Source organism: Paenibacillus silagei, assembly GCF_017874735.1.
Taxonomy (GTDB): domain Bacteria; phylum Bacillota; class Bacilli; order Paenibacillales; family Paenibacillaceae; genus Paenibacillus_AQ; species Paenibacillus_AQ silagei.
Map to the genome: position 1 here is coordinate 1 of NZ_JAGGLV010000014.1, position 19,840 is coordinate 19,840.

A 19,840-nucleotide genomic window follows, 5' to 3' on the forward strand; every position below is an offset into this window, starting at 1 on the left:
GGTGAAGAGCCGTATGCGTGAATTGCGCACGTACGGATCTGTGAGGGGTAGGGGCACAATCCACGATGGAGAGGCCCCGCCTACTTGACCAACTAAAAACAGTGCGCCCGAAGGTATTCTTCGTCTAATTGTATTCTGTACAACTATATTTGCCCGAATGGGCGAAAATCCAGATATAGAGGTATTTTAATTGTACGAAATACATCTAAACAGAGATTTGGCGGCACATCCCGCATTTTAGTTGTACAGACTGCACTTAAGCCTACCCTCGCACCTTAATCAGGCACGATCAGGCATGGCAACCCTAGCAAGCGATGAGTTAAAAGTAATTTTCACATGTTTTAAGCTGATGCGGCAATACTGCCTAGTTCCCCGCACTGTCACCCCTTCACCGCCGAGCTGGCCACTCCTTCAATGATATATTTCTGGCCGAGCAGGAAGACGAGAATCATCGGGATGATACCGGCCGTTGCGGCGGCCATCATGCCGTTGTAATCGACATTGTTCTCCAGGATGAAGTTCTGCAGCCCGAGCGGAACGGTGAACAGATCCTGGTCGATCAGGAAGACGAGCGCGTTCTCATAATCGTTCCAGTGCCAGGAGAAGTCGATGATCGCCAGTGTCGCCAGCGAGGGCTTGGCCATCGGCAGGATAATCCGCGAGAAGATACGGAAATGGCCGGCACCGTCGATGAAGGCAGCCTCCGAGATTTCGTAGGGCACGGAGAGGAAGAACTGCCGCATCATGAATACGCCGAAGATGGTGAACATGCCGGGCAGAATCAGCGCCCAGTGGGTGTTATAGATGCCGGCCCAGTCGAACATGATGAACTTGGGCACGAACAGCACCTGCGGAGGAACCATCATCATCGACAGATAGACCAGGAACATAGTGTTGCGTCCCTTGAATTCAATCCGGGCAAAGCCGTAAGCCGCCAAGGCGGACAGAGAGACCGCGCCGATGGTACTGAGCACAGCGACTTTAAGGGAATTCAGATAATAAGGCACGAAGCTGCCCTGGCCGGACCAGACTTTAATATGATGACTCCAGTTGAAGTGGTCCGGAATCCACTGGATCGGATAGCGGAATACTTCCGCAGGGGTTTTGAAGGAGGTGCTGATCATCCAGAGGAAGGGCACAATCATGACGATGCTGAAGAACAGCATGATTAATGTGGCGATGATTTTGGTAACGGCGGCTTTATTCATATTCTCAGCTCCTTAGTAGTGAACCCAGCGTTTCTGGCCCAGCCATTGAACCACGGTGAAGATCAGAATGATCAGGAACAGGGCCCAGGAGACCGCTGACGCATAGCCCATCTCGTAATAGCGGAAGGCATTCTGATAGATGAACAGGGATAATACGGTGGTGCTGTTCCCGGGCCCGCCCTGCGTAATCGCCTGGATGATGCCGAACTGCTTGATCGACATGATCAGACCGGTAATCAGCAGCAGAAAAGTAGTGGGACTCACCAGCGGCCACAGGATGCTGCGGACCGTCTGCCAGGTGCGGGCACCGTCGATGGTGGCTGCCTCCAGCAGCTCGCCGGACACCTCCTGCAAGGCGGCGAGGTAGATGATCATGTTATAGCCGAGCATGAACCAGATCCAGATGATATCAATCGCATACATGGACGTATCCATCGTGGACAGCCAACCGGGAGGGTTCTCGATGCCCATAGAGCGGAGAATGCCGTTAATCGGCCCGTTATTCGGGTGGAACAGCAGCATCCAGACGAAGGCTACGGCTACGCCGCTGGTAATGTAGGGCATGAAGTACAAGGCACGCAGCAGCTTTTTGAGATACACGGAACGGTTCAGAATGACAGCCACCAGGAACGCCAGCCCAATGGATACAGGAACAGAGAGCAGGAACAGCAGCGTGTTCTTAATGGCAATATAGAAGACCTCATCCCCCAGCATCCGCCGGATATTGGCCAGCCCGATGAACTTGGTATGGGGACTCATAAACTTGTAGTCTGTAAACATGAGATAGAACGAATACATAGCCGGTATGATAAAAAATAGTATCACGCCAATCATATTGGGCCCGATAAACAGATAGCCCAGCAGCTGCTGGCGTCGCATCCAGGTTGCTTTCACAATAGCCCCACTCCTTTAGGTCTTAATAAGTACATTACAAGCATAGCAAGCGTTCCCGTGAGGGTTAAGGAACAAAACCAACCACTTCATGGCACAGAAATATACAATTACGCAGGCGGCGGCAGGCGCTTCGGTCTTAGATATGTTCTATCCATGTTCCGGCCAGCAAGAATAGCGGCATTCCCGGAAGGAATGCCGCTGGAGCAATACTATGATCGTTATCTGAAAAGCAGGCTATAAGCTTAAGCGATCCGGCTTCTCCCGGTGCTGATGCCTGTACTGGCTGGGCGTCTGCGCGGTCAGGCGCTTGAAAATCTTGATGAAGTAGTTGTCGCTCACGAAGCCGACCCGGTTACCGATCTCATAGACCGGCAGGTCGGAATCGGTCAGAAGCCGGATCGCCTGGTCTACCCGTACACGGTGCAGATAGTGGATCAGGGTGTGGCCGGTTTTCTTTTTGAACAGGGTGCTGACATAATTCTCGGCCATCATAACATACTGCGACATCGACTTCACCGTAATATCCTCAGCGTAGTGTTCGTGCAGGTAGTGAAGAATCTTCTGGATCTCCGGGTGGCTAGTAATCTCCTCATGGGCCGGCGGGGGCGGGGGAGACTCCTTAGGCATATCCGGCTCTGCCTTGCGGTTCTTCTCCAGCTCCCCGCTGATCTTGCGCAGTGTGTCCCGGAGTGAATTTACGCTCATCGACAGCTTCAGAATATAATTGGATGCCCCGTATTCCATGGCCTGCCGCACATTCTCGAAATCATTCATGCAGGTCAGCATGACGAAGCGGGAATCAAATCCTTCCTCACGGGTTCTGCGCAGCAGCTCGACGCCATCCATCTCCGGCATGACAATATCCGAAATCACCAGATTGGGCGTATCCCCGCGGATTATCTCCAGCGCCTCAGCCCCGTTGCCCGCTTCTCCGCTGACCGTGAAGCCAAGCTCCTCCCAGGCGATAATCTCGCGCACACTTTCCCGTACGAATACCTCATCCTCCACAAGCAGTACCTTCCACATGTGTAATCCCTCCCGTAGTTATGCGCCTCAAGCCGGATGTTCGTTGCCGTAAGGTGTGGACATTAGCAGCGGCAGCGTCAAGCGGACCGTAACGCCTTCGCTGGTTGAGAGCACCTCAAGCTGTCCCTCTTCCCGGAACAACAGCCGCAGCCGCTCCTGAATGTTACTCAGTCCGATGCCCGGACGCTTGCGCGGAGCCTTGGGGCCGCCGCCCTGCTCCATGCCTACGCCGTTGTCCCGGATCTCTACGACCAGCCGGTTCTCTTCGCGGTGGACGTTCAGCTCAATAAGGCCGTGGCCGGGCAGTCTGCTGATTCCGTGAATGATGGCGTTCTCCACCAGCGGCTGAAGGCTGAGCTTCGGCACCAGAGCATACAGAATGTCCTCGTCATACGTGAACGTACAGTCGAATTTGTGCGCGTACCGGACCTGCTGAATATGGACATAGGCCTCAACCAGCTCGATTTCATCTTTTAGATGGATCAGATCCTTATCGGTGTTCAGACTGGCCTCCAGCAGCTTGCCGAGCGACAGGGTCATGTTCGTAATATCCTCGTTCTGCTCACGGATGGCGATCCATTTGATCGTATTCAGCGTGTTGAGCAGGAAGTGGGGATTCGTCTGGGCCAGCAGCATCTGAAAATGCACCGCCTCCTTCTGCCGCTCCTCCGCCTTCAGCTTCTGGATCAGCAGGTTGGTGTCGTCCAGCATCGTATTGAAGGTCCGGGTCAGCTCCAGGATCTCGCCGCTGAATTTGTGCTCCGGCAGGCGGATCTTCAGGTTTTTCTGCACCGCCGCCTTCATCTTGTTCTGCAGATGGGACAAGGGCCGCGTAATGGTCGTAGCAATCACGAAGGTCATCATCAGGAAGATGCTCGTCAGCACCAGGAACGTAAGGAAGTACTGCTGCTTCAGCCCCTCGATCTCCACGAACAGCACAGACAGCGGAATTCGGTTGACGATATACCAGTCCAGCGACTCCACATAGATATAGTTAATCAAGGCGTTCGAGTCTTTATCGATAAAATACTGCTGTCCCGGCTGTCCGGCAAAGCCTGCCTTCACCTTGTCGGACAACTGGCTGCCCGGAACCGACTGGGAGATATCCTCGCCCGAGCGGGTAATCAGGAAATACTGCTGCTCCAGATCGGACTGCTTGTGGATGGAGCGCAGCCAGTACGTATAATCAATGCTGATCCGGGCCATGCCATACGGCTGGTTCCGGGCATCCTCCAGATACGCGTATAAGGATAGAAGATAGGCGCTGGTAGAGACATCACGCAGAACGTAGTTAGTATCATTAGGCACCCAGTGATAAGAGCTGTTGTTCATCTGCCCTCTGTCGAACCCGGGATTTCCCCGCAGATCCGAATAGACCAGTGAATCCTTGGGCGGGTAAGAGGTGTATGCGCTTTCAGAAAAGTCCAGAATCATGAAGTAGACCGAAGGATTATACAGGAAGAAGCTGTTGTTCAGGTTCTTGAAAATATTCTCCATCAGCCGCTTATTCTCTAGCTCATTACGCTGTTCAGGATGGAGCAGTACAGACTTCACGGTGTCATCCTGCTTTAGGAACAGCAGCGTCTTGAAGGCAATGCTGATCTGGTCCTCCAGCGTGCGGTACATCTGCTCCAGCTGATAGTGGCTCTGCTGGCTGATTTTCTTCTGGACCAGCGTCTCAATGCGCTGATAGTTATAGATATTCAGCGCGCCGAACGGCAGCAGAATCAGACACACAAAGGCGGTGAACAGGCGGTATTTCAACTTCTGGGGAATCAGCACACGCAGCAGCTGTGACACAGGGAAGCACCTCCAAGCCTGACTGAACCTGCCCGCTTAGGGACGGTTGATATGCTAGATTATAGCATAATCCCTCCGCCGGATTGTCGATATTTTAAATTGCATGGTTTTGTTCCAGCGGACAGGGGAGGATGGCGGAAATGCATAGTTTTGTTCTATCCGGGCTGCTTGACAGAGGGACAAGAAAGACGGAGCGGATGGTTATCCGCCCCGCCTTGTCAAGGGACCTCCTGGAGTATGTCGGGTATTTCCTGGCCTCAATCATCGTGCCCGCCGCTACTATTCCTCCTACTGTGGACCGACGGACTCAGAGGCTCTTATTTGGCGAAAAAGTCAACTTTCTGCTGGCAGGCGGACTCAGAGGCCGTTATATCACTCCAGGTAACCGGAAATGAAGCGAAAAATGGTAATTAAGCGCATCTGAGTCCGTGTAGCCTCCAGAATAGCCGAATTTGCCAAAATAAGCGCATCCCAGTCCGCAAGAACCCGCGTTCATTCAAGGCATAGTCTGTTCCTGATAGGGTAAGACAAAAGAAAGAGAGGCGCCATGATTCCCATGGCAAGCCTCCTGTATGATGCACGATACTTCTCTATTTCTTCTCTATCTCCGCTGGCTCCACCCAAGCCGCTACTTCTTCTGCTTCAAATACTCGTTATGCCGCGCTGCCATGGCCTGCACGGTCTGGTCAAGCGACTGCGAGCCGAGGAAGTACTTCTCGTACTCCTGTGAGCGCAGGTCCATTACCTCTTGCGGCAGGCTGCGGACATAGGTTGGCGTCTTATTGTCGAACATGACGTACATCAGGGAGTCCAGATCGTAGGAGTCACTTTTGTCGCCGATGAGGCTCTTGAGCGCATCCTCCTGCTTGGCATCCTTGGAGGCCGGGAGTCTGCCACCCGCTGCCATCGGGGACATGCCGCCATCGGAATACCACTTCAGGAACTCCCAGGCCGCTTCCTGCTTCTTGGACTTGGCGTTAATGGAGATGTAATCGCCGAGGCCCCCGCGGGTCACGTAATCACTGGCGGATTCAGCAAGCCGGGGTACCGGAGCGAAAGCGATTTTGAAATCACGCGGGAAGTCGGTGAAGTTATTCGAGCTGCGCAGCAGCCACGCCCCGATATTGAGCATCGGCACCTCTCCGCTGAGGAACACCTGCTCCACCGGCATCTTGGAAGTCAATTGCTCGCCGAGCGGCGGTGTGGTCTTATCGTCCTGCATCATCCCGTTCAGCGTCTCCAGCCATTGTCTGACCAGCGGATGATCGAGATTGGAGGTGCCGTCCGGCTTAGTGTAGCCCTCCTGGGACAGCACGGAGTCGATGGGGTCCACGAAGGGCTCCATATTTTGAATAAAACCGTACGAATCCCCGTTCTTCAGCTTCTTCGCATACTCGCGCAGCTCATTCCAGGTCCATTCCTTCGGAACCGGCAGGCCTGCCTTATCGAGGGCGTCTTTGTTCAGGGCGATGAAGAACGGGCTCTTGGTTGTCGGAACGCCGTAGAACTTGCCGTCAATCTTCCAGCTCGCAGTATCCGCGCCCATCTTCTCTTCAATGTTGTAATCGGTGAAGCCGCTGAGGTCCAGGGCCAGTCCCGATTCCACCCGCTTGGCGGCATGGGAGATTGTATAGTTCACGAACAAATCCACATCCTGGCCGGTAATCATCGCCGTATCCAGCTTCAGATTGCCGTCGTCGTCATTGACATAGCGTACATATTCCACCTGAATATCGGGGTGCTCCTTGTTCCAGTTGTCCACCACCTGCTGCGGACCGGATTCCGGGGGGACACCGCCCCACATTTTGAGCGTTACCGGTGTATTCTTACCTGTGGCAGAGCTTCCATTGTCCGCTGAAGATGAATTGCTGCTGTTCCCGCAGCCTGCGGCCAGGCCCATGATCAGAACGAGCGAAGTGATTCCGGCAATAACACGGCTCTTGTTCAAAAGCGACAACCTCCCTGTGTGTACTGTATAAGCTTGCAATTCAAGAATAGCAGATGGCCGGAAGCGTCAGAAGGAACAAATAACAGGAGAATATGGAACATAACTTTATAATATCTCCCCGGATTAAGGCTAGGGCGGCAATAGTGCAGGGAAACGTTCTATTCCGGGAGCAGCTGGTGCGGCGTTTCAAGTCCATTGTGTAAAAACACAATCATGTCAGATCATGTTTTTCTTTTTACCCAAAATGCAGCTCCGGCCTGTATGTTATGATTCTTCACATAAGAGAACCCTAACTGACAGGAGCGATGAAAGATGATTATTGGCGTACCGAAAGAGATCAAAAACAACGAAAACCGGGTAGCGATCACCCCGGCGGGTGTTGTCAGCCTGACCGCAGAGGGCCACAAGGTGCTGGTGGAAGCAGGAGCGGGTGTAGGCAGCGGATTCCAGAATGAAGAGTATGCCGCAGCCGGTGCTGAATTGGTGGCAGAAGCCGCCGCAGTGTGGGCCGCCGCTGAAATGGTAATGAAGGTAAAAGAGCCGCTGGCCAGCGAATACGGTTACTTCCGTCCGGGCCTGATTCTCTTCACATATCTGCATCTGGCTCCAGAGCCGGCGCTTGCTGCTGCCCTCAAAGACAAAGGCGTATTCGCTATCGGCTACGAGACGGTAGTGGATGGACGTACCTTGCCGCTGCTCACCCCGATGAGCGAGGTAGCCGGACGGATGGCTGTACAACTGGGCGCACAATTCCTGCAAAAGAACTACGGCGGACAGGGCATCCTGCTCTCCGGGGTTCCCGGCGTAAGCCGCGGCAAGGTCAGCATCATCGGCGGAGGTGTCGTCGGCACCAATGCAGCCAAGATGGCCATTGGCCTCGGCGCTGAGGTAACGATTATCGACCTGAGCGCAGACCGGCTCCGCCAGCTTGACGATATTTTCGGCGCACAGATCAGCACCCTAATCTCCAATCCGTACAACATCGCCAAGGCTGTTGCTGAAGCAGATCTGCTGGTAGGGGCTGTGCTGATTCCAGGCGCGAAGGCGCCTAAGCTGGTAACGGAAGCGATGGTGCAGACGATGAAGCCAGGTTCCGTCATTGTCGATGTGGCGATTGACCAGGGCGGGATTGTGGAGACGATTGACCGGGTGACCACGCATGATAACCCTGTCTTTGAGAATCATGGGGTTCTGCACTATTCCGTAGCCAATATGCCGGGCGCAGTGGCCAAAACCTCGACCATCGCTCTAACCAACGTCACCGTTCCGTACGCCCTGCAAATTGCCAACAAAGGCGTATTCCAGGCCATCGAAGACAATGCCGGTCTGAAGAGCGGCGTCAACGTAGCCAACGGCAAAATCACCTGCCAGGCCGTAGCCGAGGCGCTTGGAGAAGAGTACTTCACGGTTGAAGCTGCTGTAGAGCAGGAGTTCACGCTGATCTGATGTGTGGTGGGGGAGTAAACAGAAGAATGTGTGTCAGAGTCCGGTGAGCAATCACCGGGCTTTTTTTTGGCGAGTGGACCAGGCGGATGTAGGCGAAAAACCGAACACAATGGGCCAGCGGGGGTCGAGCGCGTCTGACACCCGCCCCATGTAAGCTATCGCTCCACGTTATTTTGCTTTTGACGCAAATTCTTCATGATATGTCAGGTTTTCTACTGAAATCTGTTTTATTCCTATAGGCAACTGCCAGGCGCTGTAATATAATGTAATCACTTATATAAGCTTCGGCTATTCTTGGGGTTGGGGTGGGAACATTGACAGAAGCAGAGCCATCATTTGACCGTTTTTTTGACAGTATGGAATCCCTGGCGGATACGCTCAGCGAATCGCTCCAGTCCCAGGTTACGATTGAGGACAGCAATCATCATGTGATCGGGTACAGCTCCCATCAGACGGAGAGTGATCCGGCGCGGATCTCGACCATCATTGGCAAAAAGGTGCCCAGCACGGTCATTATCGGTCTACGCAAAAAGGGAGTTATGCATGAGCTGGAGAGCAGCATTCATCCAATCCGCATCCCTGCGGTAATGGAGGTCGGGCTTGGCCCGCGGCTGGCGATGTGCATCAAGCACCAGCAGGAGATTCTGGGCTATATCTGGGTGGTAGACCGGGGGAATCTTACCGAAGGGCATGCGGAGCGTATCGTGGAGAAGGCTGCCGGGATTGCCGGACGTCATCTGCTGAAGCAGCGCGGCTGGAAGACGAAGCAGGAGAAGACGTTCGAGGACTTCTTTTGGAAGCTGCTGACCTCGCATTATGAGAGTGAGCCGCGAATCCGCCAGGAGGCAGAGGCCGGGGCGATTCTGCTGCCGGAGCGTTATTATATCGGGGTGCTGGAGAGCAGCAGGCCGGTGGATGAGCATTTTTTGCAGAAATTCCGCAGGGTGATGGCTACCTATACCGGGCAGCGGCTGCTTTTTCAGACCGCCGAGCAGAACCGGCTAATTATTCTTTTCTCCTTTATATTTCCGGTGGAAGGGACCGGACGTCTGTCTTCGTTCCTGCACAAGCTGCTCGGGGAGCTGGGCCAGAGCGAAGGCGGCAGGCTTACGGCAGGGTGCAGCCCTGAATACCGCGAATATACCTCCGCCGCTGAAGCGTACCGCGAAGCGCTGCAGATTCTGGAGTTGAAGAAGCTGCTGCCTTATCATACCCGTGAGCTGCTGCTCTATGAAGAGATCGGGTTCTGGGCGTACCTTCCGGCGATTCTGGAACAGAAACGGAGCCGCCCCCGCCGGAGCTTGCTGCTCTATCCGCTGAAGGAGCATGACCGTGAGCATAAGAGCGATCTCCTGAAAACCCTCGCCGTATATTTGTCGCTGGACGGGAATTTGAAGGGATCGGCCGCTTTTCTGCATATTCATACCAATACCTTAATGTACCGCCTGAACCGGATCACCGAGATTACAGGCAGGAGCCTCAAGGAGACCGACTACCGTACCTCCATCTACCTGGATCTTCTGACCGAGGAGACCGCGCAGGTAAATCTATGGTTCCAGGAGGCTGCCGGGTCCAAAGAGTAGCTAATGTTTTCGGGCGATCCGAAAGGCATTGGTAGCCGCTTCAAAGCCGATTTGAGGATAGAACGATAGAGCTTCCTCGGAAGACAGCAGCACGATGGACACCTGATCTCCTAATGTCTCCTGAAGCAGCTGCACCAGGTCTTTGCCTATATTCTGCTTCTGATACTCCTTAATTACGGCCAGATCCGACAGATAACAGCAGTAGCAATAGTCGGTGATGGCCCGTGCTAAGCCTACTACACGCTCACCGTCCCAGCAGCTAATGATGATATCGGCCTGATCAACCATTTTCTCCATACGGTCTAGATCGTTGTGAGGGCGCTTTAGCCCCGATAATCTAAACACCTCAGCCATTTGCTCAGGCAGCAGCTGTTCATTGACCTTGAATTCTAATGCCATAATGACTCTCCTTTTACATTAATTTTTATTATTCTAAGCTATAAATGAGCACAATTGGATAAAGAATATTCTTGCATCGTATATGATTAAGTGGAGGCTATTATGAGAAAAATAGTGAGCGTATTTCTTAGTGTCGCAGTGATCTCAATGAGCATTGGAGTGAATAGTATATTTGCTTCAGCAGCTCCCTCTGGTAGTGTAGCTAGTGTCAAATCTTCCAGAGAACATCCAAGTATTTTTATCAATAATGAAAAATTGGATATCTACGCTAATGTTACAACTCTTGTTCCCATGCGCCCCATCTTCGAGGCCTATGGAATGACTGTAGAATGGGATAACACGACTAAAACAGTTACTGCGACAAAAGGAGATATTAAAATTAAGTTAACAAATAATTCATTTGATGGGGTTGTGAACGGAAGTAAAGTGGTATTAACTCAGGCTCCTTCTCTAGAACCTGATAGTAATATATTCTTTGTGAATTTAAGATTTATCTCTGAAGCACTTGGCGCGCAGGTTACTTGGAGTAAAACGGCTGATAATGCCTCCGTGTATATTAATTTTTCTGAATAATACTGAATTAATATAGAGAGTCTGCCTTTCAACTGGGTAGGCTTTTTATATTTTTTATTATTTTTTAAGTTCTGGTTGTAATCCATCTGTGTAAATTACCTTATATAGTGAGGGCATCTGTTCTGAGCCTATCTGCTAACTAGAGGGAGCGTGACATCAATGAAGAAAGTGCTATATGTACCATTGGATGATCGGCCTGTTAATCTGGATGATGTGATTGTGCAGGGGAGATCGGCGGGCATTGATGTGATCACACCGGATGTAACGGATCTTAAGAATCGCCTGGATTCGCAAAAGACAGCATCAGGCACAACCCTGCTGACCACCTCCTCACCAGCCTACGGAGATACCGCCAAGATCCGGCAATATATTCGGGATCATGCAGCTTCAGTGGATGGCTTCATCCTCTCGGCGGACATGCTCGCTTATGGGGGGCTGATTGGCAGCCGCCGTCTGCGTACGGATGTAGGGGGCGCTTATCCCGCTTACGATGCTGCAATTACAGACTTGCTGGATGTCATCCGTGAAGTGAAGCAAGCTTACCCGGACAAGCCGGTGTATGTAATGGATACGATTATGAGGCTGGCCACCACCTCTTTTGCGGAAGGGCTGGACCTCGCGGCCTATACGGAGTCCCGCAACTTCATGCTTCAGCCGCGCAGGAGCTTCACACAGTTCGAAGATATTCTCAGTGGATATAACCTGTCACCGACTGGCGACTATGGCAGTACGGCTACTTTTGATAAAGAGCAGTATTACAATACCAGAGCGCATAAGTTCAAGACGAACCGCTATATTCTGGAGGTCCTGGCGCAGGAAGGCTCTATTGATTTCCTTGCAGTCGGTGTGGATGATGCCAATACCCAGGGCGTGCAGATTAACGAGATTCACTATATGGAAGCAGGCATTAATGAATGGCTGGGCGGGACCCAGGGGCAAAATCCGGACCGGGCCGTCATTCTCCCGGATGCAGACGGACTGGGACAGTCCTTACTGGCGCGGATGGCGAATCAGCTCTACCGGAACGGAGCCACAACCAGGTATACCGTTGAATATTTCGGACCGCATGGCTCTACCCTTACGAGTCCGTATGAATATATGGATGTGCATCAGAACATCCTGCGCCATCTGGATATTGTAGGGGGTGAGGCGGTAGGCGATGCCCGTGAGGTGGAGATTATCGCGATTACTGCTGCGGATCAGGTGCTGGCTGCGGTTAACCGTATCGAAGATAACGATTCCCGCCTCGTCCCTTCGGTAGTGATTGATTGTGTCGGCGCAGGTGCAGCAGATGCAAGTATAACTGAGGCTCTACTGGGCAGCAGGCATACTGGCGCGCTATTAGGATATAGCGGCTGGAATACGCCGGGGAACAAAATCGGCCTCGCACTGGGCATGGCTCAGGCCCGGTATGCTTATATCGTTACAGAGACCGATGCGGCGGCGCTGGATCTTGCGGTTAACGCTCACGGCTCGCTGCTGTTCAAGCGCTTCCTGAAGGATTACTTCTACAAAAGGCTGGCGATTGGCGAGATCCGGACATATTCCAGAGCCCATTCGCTCTATGAGAATGTTGCAACGTTTACAGATCAGAATATGTTGTTGTTCAATAGCCCGGAGGATTACGCTCATCTCGAGGCCCTGCTGAGAGAGCGGATGCAGACACACACGGCCACGCTTGCCGGGACGGGCGCCTTCCTGATCGGCAGTGCTGAACCGGCGTGCAGTATCCGGCACATTAACGGGGGCAGTTGGGTCTTCTCCGAATACGCCAGTGCAGTACTTCCATACGATGATCCCGATTATATTTGGGGCCGTGCCTTTGAGATTACTTTGAATCCTAACCTGACTTTGCAATAATAGACTATTCTTCATGGGTTGAATTTTAAATATTTTGAGGGGGGGCTAAGCTTGGGCTAAGCTCCCCCTATTTAGGTTTGTGGAAAGAAAAATAGATAAACCTAATAAGGGGAAAATATATATGGTATAATAAGTAAAAAATAGGAAAGGAGTAGCTGTGAGGGGAAAGATAATAACATAATGGTATGTGAGATTGATAAAATTAGGTGTATGGTACTTCGCATGGAATTGATTGGATGACAAAAATTTAACTTAAATATTAAATAATGTTAATTATATGTTATTCATGGATTAATTTTCTCTGATATAATTTCAGATAATTAGACGAAAGGAGTTTTCAGGGTTGAAAAAAGAGCTTGGTGTATTGATTGTGTTGAGTGTCGTTTTGCTTTCAGGATGTGGATCAGATAAACCTGCAACGGTTAATAATGGTTCGGGTGAGTCTCCTAGTAAACAAGTTATGACACAGCCGGTGCAAGATAAGGATGTGAAGTTGCTGGGGTCTTCAGAAGATGAAAAAGTAAAGTTTTATACAAAAACTGATGGGATAACACTGGATATTAACGGTAATAAGAAAGACTATCCTTGGAATATTCCTATGGATACTGGAACTGCCCCGCAGGTATTTTACACGGATGTTACAGGCGATGGGAAAGAAGAAGCCGTAATTATCATCCAGACTGGGCGAGGAACAGAATTAAACAATTATGATATTCATGTCGTTAATGCCGAGGATCTATCCGAAATTAAAGTCCAAGGTTATGAAGAGATTGTTGCGAATCAGCTTGAAACGCATGTTGCTAAAAACGGTGATGGTACACTAGCGATTTCCGTTAAATCACAAGGAAAAGAATATGATTTCAACTATGGATTTGATCCAGCACCGGATTACAAGCAAGATAGCCTTGCTTTTGGAGGAGTATATATTTATTCATTGGAGAATCAAAAAATAAAATTGAACCTTGGAGGATCTGTAGGTGTGTCTCCCACATATGTATGTGATTTCAATATCACATACAAATTCGATAGTGCCAAGAATGAATTTCTTGCTGATCAAATTGAAGTTAAACCAATTGAAAAATAAAAAAAAGCTGACCAACTGTGGTCAGCTTTTTTTGTTGATTAAATTAAACGACATAATCAAAGAATGTGTGTTTACCGACTACGACTTTGGAACTGACTTGAACCGTGCCTCCTCCTGGGAAACTATAATAGAGTTTTCCACCAGAAGTATAGCTTAGTTCAGCAAACCTGGTGTTAGTAGAATAGAAACACTTGCTACCGATTTCATTCGTATAGTTACCTAGGTTTGAGGCTAAATTAACAATATTAGTCCAGACCGCACTACTTCTATTAGGAGCAAGACATTCTGGCAAGTTAGGATTGCCCTCGTTAAAGCAACTGAATGCAAATGGTTTGAGCACTACTGCTTCAATCGTGTTAAGATTTTTAAATTCACCGTATGTGGTATTGTTTTTACGGTTATTTATGACATAAGCAACACTTACACGAGAATCTGAATCGCCTCGGGTTTCTCCCCAAAGAGTTCTGGCCAACAAATCCACACTGTCACGTCCGTAAAGCTGAGATTTAGAAGTTAATGGATCACCAATTGCCATGAATATTACCTCCAATATGTTTTTTTTGTAGATCACCGGCGTCTCATTATATAAAGAGAAATGAGTCTCATTTTCTACAACCACTCTCCAAATTTTATTTCAATTCACTAATATCAAAGGTCTGTATAACCTCAATCATTTTGACATAGAGTTCCTGTTTCAAATCTTCCCGGTGATCGGCGGGGACTTGTCGCAAGGAGGCTTTGATCTTTGGTGTGAAAGATTCTAGGATATGCAGTGTTGCCCCCTGATCATGGTGTTGCTGTGCTTGTACTAAAAGTTCGGCCAACATAAAATCACCGCTTTACATTTTTTTGTATTTCATTCTTTAAAGCATTGATAGCCTCGCTTAAATCAGATATTTTCTTTTCAAAACGAATAAGCAGATACAAAGTAATTGCAATCGGGAAGCCTAAATTAGCAATGAAAGTAGCGATGTCACCCTCCATCATCATTCATCCCCCTTCCGTTATTAAGCTGCGCAATTTAGTTAGGGCTTTTAAGCGGTGTTTCGAAACATTTTGTTGGGATACTCCCAATATTCTGGCTATTTCCTTGTCATTTAGTGCTTGTACATAAGCAAAAGATAGAATCCTTTGTTGCTGCACTGATAAGGATTCATAAGCTTGATAAAGGGAGTGATCCGTAATGTGATCTTTTAAATTTGGGGGTACAGATTCAGCATCATAAGTGGTAAGTAAGATGGACTCCAGGTTTTCATCGTTGTCTAAAGTCAGAGGAAATCGGCTGTCCTTCATTCGTCTTTTTTTGTCATAATTGATAGAGTTGTAGTATATGAGATTGGCCATATACGTGATAAAACGACGATTCAAGTCATCATCTGTCAATATAAGCCCCCCGTCCTTTTTAAAAAGAGAGTACTCCTACCCTATAAAGAGAAATGAAATGTATTTTTTACAACCATTTTCCAAAAAATAAAGAACGTATGTTCCTATATTTTAGCATTGATAATATTTCAGTCAATGAAACTAAATCTATGGTGCTGAGGATCGGGGGGCAAGGGTATTATCCAGCGTGAAAAAGGCGCTCCGATTGCCGGGAAGCGCCTTTTATTCGTTCTTCCATAGGACCGGGCAGCGGCCAGGAAGGAGAGCGCCGGCAAAAGCCGGTTCTTTTGGCGCAGTAAGCAAACTCCTCCGCACCAATAGGAGGCCCGACACGTACAATAACCTATATTTCATGGCAAGAAGACGAAAGGGGGAAGCAGAATGGGGTATGGATACGCGGCTCCGGCAGATCCGGCATTTGAGAGCAGGATGCGGGGGGAGATTATTGCGGCAGCCCGGGCAATGAATGTAGGGGGGACAGATTTCTCGACCTTCGAGAATTCCCGCTGCAATCCGAGGTATTGGACCCGTACAGGGGGCGGTGGATTTGAGCTGAATGCAAATGTCACTCCTTCGGCGGCGATTAATGATATTTTTGTGAATGGACAGCTGTATGCCTTTGAATGTGCTATGGCGATGGTGATGATTCTCTATAAAGCGACCATCAACATGATCGGAGAGGCGGCATTCAACCGTAATTTCACCGGCCTGTACCTGTGGGACTGGAACTATGACAGCAATCTGAAGCTGATTACCACGTTCAACAGGAATGAGCTGCAGCCGGGCGATGTGGTCTATTTCAAGAATCCCGACCATGATCCGGCTAAGCCGGAATGGCAGGGGGAGAACGCGATTATGTTGTCCAGAGACACCTACTACGGACACGGGCTCGGGATTAAGAATGCCACTCAGATGATAACCTCGCTCAACAGGGAGCGGGTGCCGGGCAGCCGGACGTCTGCCTATCTGGCGGATGAGGGGCTTCACCCGGATTTTGCCTATATTGCTTCTCTCGGCAACTCACGACTGAGCCCGCCGATCTCCGCCAAAGTGAATGTAAAAACGGCCATCTTCTCCAGAATAGGTACGAAATCCTATATTGTCCGCTAGAGCGGCAGCGGTCTAATCCTTGGCCGAACGGAACTTGAGCGGGTGCAGGCCGGTGGTTTTTTTGAAAACAGTACTGAAATAATGGGGATTCTCATAGCCGACCCGCTCTGAGATCTCCATGACCTTCAGGTCCGTGGTCAGCAGCAGCTCCTTCGCCTTGCCTATGCGGATCTGGGTGATATAGTCGGTAATGGTTCTGCCGGTCTCCTTCTTGAATAGCAGGCTGATGTAGTTAGGTGTCAGAAACACCTCCTCGGCAATCCTGGACACGGACAGCTCCGAGGCGTATCCCTCCTGAACGATGGTGCAGATGCTGCTGACGATCCGGCTGTTCCTGGAGGTGTTCTTGCCTGCTACATAAGCGCTTAAGTCATGCAGGAGCGACAGCATATACGCCTTAAGGCCGGTGATCGTGGTCTGCTGGTACAGCTTATCCATGATGCTAATCCGGTCGCTTAGCACCTGCCCGATATCCTCATCTATCTCATACAGGGCCCTGGCGGAGGTGAAAATCATCTCTGCGCAGATACTCTGCACATATTCAATTCTATGCTTGGGACCGGCCAGTCCATTGAACAGCTGCTCCAGCAGCCGGGTGACGGTGTCCGTATGTCCTGCCTTCAATTCATTCATCAGCCGGGCCTGGAGTTTATAGATAAAGGTGCTCTGCAGCTTCTCCGTGTCGGGCTGGATATCATTAATGTAGAGGACGGAGGCAGGCCCGGTATAGAATTTGTACACCAGCGCAGCCAGCGCATCCTTATAGGAATCCTCAAGCTGGCCCGCCAGCGGACAAGCCCGCCCGATGCCGACGGAGGCATCCAGCCGCAGATACTTCTGAATATTAGCGATGATTTGTTCGCAGGTCCCGGAGATGGAGTGGGACGGAGGTGTCTGCGGGGTGCAGATCACCATAATGAATTCGTTCTCGCTGGCTACGAAGCTGATGGCGCAGGGGTGGCTGTCCAGGCTCTCCTGAATGATATTCTGGATGGAAAAGTAGAGCAGCTGCTTATGCTCCTCCGAGTATTTATCCACCGCGCTCCGGTATTCATCCAGCTGGAGTACACAGACGCTGAGAAGCGTCCCCTGCTGGAAGGGCAGGGCGAAATACTGTATCTTCTGCCAGATCTCCTCCTCCCTGCGGTAGAGGCCGGCAATCAGATTCTGGAGGAATTTCTCCCGCAGCAGCGGCATACTGTCTTGAAGCTGCTGCTTAAGCTGCTCCAGATCCACCTGCTGCTCGCGTTCCTCTGTCAGCTTGGCCACCGCCTGGCGGAAGACACTGCGGATCTCGGGCAGCTTGACAGGCTTCAGAATATATCCCTCGGCGTTCACCTTCAGCGCCTCCCGGGCGTAGGAGAAGTCCTGGGCGCCGCTGATAATAATAATCCGGGCCCTGCAGCCCGCCTCCCGCAGCTTCTCTGCTACCTCCAGCCCCCCCATTAGCGGCATCATAATGTCGGTGAACAGGATGTCCGGCTGGAGCTTCAGGCATAATTCGTAGGCTTCCAGCCCGTCCGAGGCTTCCCCGATAATCTCAATCCCGAACTCTTCCTGCCAATCGAACACACGGATCAGACTGCTGCGGATAAACGGCTCGTCATCCGCTATGATCATCGTTAACATCTTCATTCACCTCATTCCAAGTAGTGACCACCGGGAACCGGATGACAGCCAGCAGACCGCAGCCGTCTTCGGTATTGTCGTAATAACGGATGCCGTAGGACTCTCCAAAAAACTGCCGGATCCGCATATGCACATTGCGGATGCCGTAAGACTGGCTGCCCGGCTGCGGGTCTGCCAGCAGCTGGTTCAGCCGTGCGGGATCGGCGCCTATTCCATCGTCAAACACGGAGATACTAAGCAGCTCCTGCGTCTGCTCTACCCGGATGCGGATCGTGCCTGTTCCCCGCCGCCGCTGGATGCCGTGAATCAGGGCATTCTCCACCAGCGGCTGGAGACTAAGCTTCACCACCAGACATTCCTCTGCGAGCGCCCGGTCCGTCTCCTCCAGCTCATAGTGAAGCCGGTCCTGGAAGCGGAACTGCTGAATCTGCAGATAGCTCTCGACCTGCCGCAGCTCATCGCGGAGCGGGATAATATTGCGGCCCTTGCTCAGGCTGTACCGGAAGAAATCCGAGAGCGAGGTGACCATGCTGCTGATCTCGGGAATATCGTGGTTAATGGCAATCCAGTTAATGGAGTCCAGGGTATTGTAGAGAAAATGCGGATTGATCTGGGCCTGGAGCATTTGCAGCTCGGCTTCCTTTTTGCGCAGCTCGGTGACGTAGAGCTTGTCGATCAGCGCCTTAATCTGCTGGAGCAGCTTGTTGTAGCGGTTGAATAAATAGGAGAATTCGTCCTTGCGCCGGTAACGGATGGGGATATTGAAGTTCCCGCTCTCGGCATGCGACATTGACTGGATGAACTTGCGGATCGGAGCGGAGATATTCTCGGACAGCAGCAGGGCCATCAGAAAGGAGATGAGCATGCAGATGACAATTACGACATACATCACCCGGCGGAAGGAGACCAGCTCCCCATTCAGCTCACGGACAGGCGAGAAGGACAGGATGGTCCAGCCGGTATTCTCCAGCGTCTTGTACGAGACGAGCATCTCCTCGCTGCCGACAGAGTGGCGGAAGGAATGCAGTCCGGATGAGTGGTCTGGAGAGAGAGGGTTGCTGGTACTGTCAGCAGGGCCTATAGTCAAGCTAAGCTTGCTGTAATAATCCTGAGCGGCGATATTCTGGCCGATGAGTGACGGCTCGGGGCTGATGGCGATCGTTCCGGCTCTGTCTGCGATATAGACCTTGCTGCCGGGGGTAGGCTTATAATGCTCCAGCAGCGTGCCGAATTCGGCTACCGGAATATCAAGGGTGAGCAGTCCGACATAGGGCAGCTGTGCATGCCGGATACCGAACAGGCGCTTCGCGAATTTGAGGGTGAATCTGGAATCCAGTGAGCTAAGGCCCACCACGGCAAAATCGGCTTTGGCCGGAATGCTTAAATACCAGGGCTTTAAGGTAATAAGATCGATATTGAATACACGCCGTGAGAAATTATATTGGGTATATTCCGGCCGGTTCAGCATATAGAGCATAGGGACGAAGCTGTTGCCGGAGGTCCCGTTCGCGGGGAAATCCTCAAGGATTTTGCTAAGGGCGGCCAGCTCATTAATGATTCCGGTGCTGTCTGCGGGCCGGTTGGAGGAGATGAGGTCCGCGAATTCAGAATTCAGGTACAACGCGGTCATGGATTGATTGGCGGCTTCGAACCGCCGGGCCAGATTATCCTGAACCAGATTGAAGTTATTTTCAATCGATGTATTCATATTCCGGGTAATGATCCCGGCGGATTTGTTATAGATGGTGACCGAGATGATCGTGGTCGGGAGAAGAACGAGGAAGAGAAAGTAGAGGATCAGCCGGCTGCGGATGCTGAAGTTATACAGGAAGAGTGCCTTCGACAACGAATCGTAATATTTCTTCATCGGAGTCCTCCTTCAGCAAGTCAATAACTG

The 19,840-nt window shown here is 51.0% G+C and carries 19 protein-coding genes; 7 read left to right on the forward strand and 12 right to left on the reverse strand.

From position 1 onward, the window contains the following. Positions 1-380: 380 nt before the first annotated feature. The 4 genes from J2Z70_RS19855 to J2Z70_RS19870 form a co-directional block, all read right to left on the reverse strand. Complete coding sequence (locus J2Z70_RS19855; RefSeq protein WP_209876112.1) at positions 381-1,208, reverse strand: carbohydrate ABC transporter permease; 828 nt, start codon at positions 1,206-1,208, stop codon at positions 381-383. Between the two features lie 12 nt (positions 1,209-1,220). After that, positions 1,221-2,102, reverse strand: coding sequence for a carbohydrate ABC transporter permease (locus J2Z70_RS19860; RefSeq protein WP_036726391.1), 882 nt, complete (start codon positions 2,100-2,102; stop codon positions 1,221-1,223). Between the two features lie 234 nt (positions 2,103-2,336). Beyond that, a complete protein-coding gene (locus tag J2Z70_RS19865) occupies positions 2,337-3,128 on the reverse strand; it encodes a response regulator (protein WP_209876114.1) in 792 nt (263 codons plus the stop codon). Between the two features lie 27 nt (positions 3,129-3,155). Then, positions 3,156-4,928: a sensor histidine kinase gene (locus J2Z70_RS19870; RefSeq protein ID WP_209876115.1), complete on the reverse strand. Its 1,773-nt coding sequence runs from the start codon at positions 4,926-4,928 to the stop codon at positions 3,156-3,158. A 140-nt stretch (positions 4,929-5,068) separates the two neighbouring features. On the opposite strand from J2Z70_RS19870, the gene J2Z70_RS19875 reads away from it, so the two are divergent. Next, positions 5,069-5,323: a hypothetical protein gene (locus tag J2Z70_RS19875; protein ID WP_209876116.1), complete on the forward strand. Its 255-nt coding sequence runs from the start codon at positions 5,069-5,071 to the stop codon at positions 5,321-5,323. A gap of 233 nt (positions 5,324-5,556) precedes the next feature. Here J2Z70_RS19875 and J2Z70_RS19880 read toward each other — a convergent pair whose 3' ends face one another. Beyond that, positions 5,557-6,876 carry an ABC transporter substrate-binding protein gene (locus tag J2Z70_RS19880; RefSeq protein ID WP_245368380.1) on the reverse strand — a complete coding sequence of 440 codons (1,320 nt, stop codon included), beginning with the start codon at positions 6,874-6,876 and terminating at the stop codon, positions 5,557-5,559. 312 nt (positions 6,877-7,188) lie between these two features. Here J2Z70_RS19880 and ald point away from each other — a divergent pair, with 312 nt between their 5' ends. Both ald and J2Z70_RS19890 read left to right on the forward strand, forming a co-directional pair. Beyond that, positions 7,189-8,322: an alanine dehydrogenase gene (gene ald, locus J2Z70_RS19885; protein WP_209876117.1), complete on the forward strand. Its 1,134-nt coding sequence runs from the start codon at positions 7,189-7,191 to the stop codon at positions 8,320-8,322. Between the two features lie 314 nt (positions 8,323-8,636). Further along, positions 8,637-9,905 (forward strand): PucR family transcriptional regulator, encoded by a 1,269-nt coding sequence (locus tag J2Z70_RS19890; protein ID WP_209876118.1) that lies wholly within the window; start codon positions 8,637-8,639, stop codon positions 9,903-9,905. On the opposite strand, the gene J2Z70_RS19895 is transcribed toward J2Z70_RS19890, so the two are convergent. Continuing rightward, positions 9,906-10,304 (reverse strand): GNAT family N-acetyltransferase, encoded by a 399-nt coding sequence (locus tag J2Z70_RS19895; RefSeq protein WP_209876119.1) that lies wholly within the window; start codon positions 10,302-10,304, stop codon positions 9,906-9,908. It lies immediately after the preceding gene. A gap of 102 nt (positions 10,305-10,406) precedes the next feature. Here J2Z70_RS19895 and J2Z70_RS19900 point away from each other — a divergent pair, with 102 nt between their 5' ends. From J2Z70_RS19900 to J2Z70_RS19910, 3 genes are all read left to right on the forward strand, one after another. After that, positions 10,407-10,877, forward strand: a complete 471-nt coding sequence (locus J2Z70_RS19900; RefSeq protein WP_245368381.1) for a copper amine oxidase N-terminal domain-containing protein — start codon at positions 10,407-10,409, stop codon at positions 10,875-10,877. A 159-nt stretch (positions 10,878-11,036) separates the two neighbouring features. Next, positions 11,037-12,737: a DUF4127 family protein gene (locus J2Z70_RS19905; RefSeq protein WP_209876121.1), complete on the forward strand. Its 1,701-nt coding sequence runs from the start codon at positions 11,037-11,039 to the stop codon at positions 12,735-12,737. Between the two features lie 343 nt (positions 12,738-13,080). Next, the gene (locus J2Z70_RS19910; RefSeq protein ID WP_209876123.1) at positions 13,081-13,821 is read left to right on the forward strand and encodes a hypothetical protein; all 741 of its coding nucleotides are present in this window, start codon (positions 13,081-13,083) and stop codon (positions 13,819-13,821) included. Positions 13,822-13,864: 43 nt separating this feature from the next. On the opposite strand, the gene J2Z70_RS19915 is transcribed toward J2Z70_RS19910, so the two are convergent. The 4 genes from J2Z70_RS19915 to J2Z70_RS19930 form a co-directional block, all read right to left on the reverse strand. After that, a complete protein-coding gene (locus tag J2Z70_RS19915; RefSeq protein WP_209876125.1) occupies positions 13,865-14,356 on the reverse strand; it encodes a cell wall hydrolase in 492 nt (163 codons plus the stop codon). A gap of 94 nt (positions 14,357-14,450) precedes the next feature. Then, complete coding sequence (locus tag J2Z70_RS19920; protein WP_042266232.1) at positions 14,451-14,648, reverse strand: helix-turn-helix domain-containing protein; 198 nt, start codon at positions 14,646-14,648, stop codon at positions 14,451-14,453. A 4-nt stretch (positions 14,649-14,652) separates the two neighbouring features. Then, positions 14,653-14,808: a YvrJ family protein gene (locus J2Z70_RS19925; RefSeq protein WP_209876127.1), complete on the reverse strand. Its 156-nt coding sequence runs from the start codon at positions 14,806-14,808 to the stop codon at positions 14,653-14,655. A gap of 3 nt (positions 14,809-14,811) precedes the next feature. Beyond that, the gene (locus J2Z70_RS19930) at positions 14,812-15,204 is read right to left on the reverse strand and encodes a sigma-70 family RNA polymerase sigma factor (protein WP_209876129.1); all 393 of its coding nucleotides are present in this window, start codon (positions 15,202-15,204) and stop codon (positions 14,812-14,814) included. Positions 15,205-15,585: 381 nt separating this feature from the next. On the opposite strand from J2Z70_RS19930, the gene J2Z70_RS19935 reads away from it, so the two are divergent. Next, complete coding sequence (locus J2Z70_RS19935; protein WP_209876130.1) at positions 15,586-16,314, forward strand: protein-glutamine gamma-glutamyltransferase; 729 nt, start codon at positions 15,586-15,588, stop codon at positions 16,312-16,314. A gap of 12 nt (positions 16,315-16,326) precedes the next feature. Here J2Z70_RS19935 and J2Z70_RS19940 read toward each other — a convergent pair whose 3' ends face one another. Together J2Z70_RS19940 and J2Z70_RS19945 are read right to left on the reverse strand one after the other, a co-directional pair. Further along, positions 16,327-17,943, reverse strand: coding sequence for a response regulator (locus tag J2Z70_RS19940; protein ID WP_209876132.1), 1,617 nt, complete (start codon positions 17,941-17,943; stop codon positions 16,327-16,329). Beyond that, on the reverse strand, positions 17,918-19,810 hold the full coding sequence (locus J2Z70_RS19945; protein ID WP_209876134.1) for a cache domain-containing sensor histidine kinase: 1,893 nt from the start codon (positions 19,808-19,810) through the stop codon (positions 17,918-17,920). The genes J2Z70_RS19940 and J2Z70_RS19945 overlap by 26 nt, the downstream gene beginning before the upstream one ends. Positions 19,811-19,840 lie beyond the last annotated feature (30 nt).

Bases quoted from the DNA above. Each gene is read 5' to 3' on its own strand.
- J2Z70_RS19865 (WP_209876114.1), bottom strand. From the start codon at position 3,128: ATGTGGAAGGTACTGCTTGTGGAGGATGAGGTATTCGTACGGGAAAGT.
- J2Z70_RS19900 (WP_245368381.1), top strand. From the start codon at position 10,407: ATGAGAAAAATAGTGAGCGTATTTCTTAGTGTCGCAGTGATCTCAATG.
- J2Z70_RS19875 (WP_209876116.1), top strand. From the start codon at position 5,069: ATGCATAGTTTTGTTCTATCCGGGCTGCTTGACAGAGGGACAAGAAAG.
- J2Z70_RS19920 (WP_042266232.1), bottom strand. From the start codon at position 14,648: ATGTTGGCCGAACTTTTAGTACAAGCACAGCAACACCATGATCAGGGG.
- J2Z70_RS19940 (WP_209876132.1), bottom strand. From the start codon at position 17,943: ATGTTAACGATGATCATAGCGGATGACGAGCCGTTTATCCGCAGCAGT.
- ald (WP_209876117.1), top strand. From the start codon at position 7,189: ATGATTATTGGCGTACCGAAAGAGATCAAAAACAACGAAAACCGGGTA.
- J2Z70_RS19915 (WP_209876125.1), bottom strand. From the start codon at position 14,356: ATGGCAATTGGTGATCCATTAACTTCTAAATCTCAGCTTTACGGACGT.
- J2Z70_RS19945 (WP_209876134.1), bottom strand. From the start codon at position 19,810: ATGAAGAAATATTACGATTCGTTGTCGAAGGCACTCTTCCTGTATAAC.
- J2Z70_RS19905 (WP_209876121.1), top strand. From the start codon at position 11,037: ATGAAGAAAGTGCTATATGTACCATTGGATGATCGGCCTGTTAATCTG.
- J2Z70_RS19925 (WP_209876127.1), bottom strand. From the start codon at position 14,808: ATGATGGAGGGTGACATCGCTACTTTCATTGCTAATTTAGGCTTCCCG.
- J2Z70_RS19935 (WP_209876130.1), top strand. From the start codon at position 15,586: ATGGGGTATGGATACGCGGCTCCGGCAGATCCGGCATTTGAGAGCAGG.
- J2Z70_RS19855 (WP_209876112.1), bottom strand. From the start codon at position 1,208: ATGAATAAAGCCGCCGTTACCAAAATCATCGCCACATTAATCATGCTG.
- J2Z70_RS19895 (WP_209876119.1), bottom strand. From the start codon at position 10,304: ATGGCATTAGAATTCAAGGTCAATGAACAGCTGCTGCCTGAGCAAATG.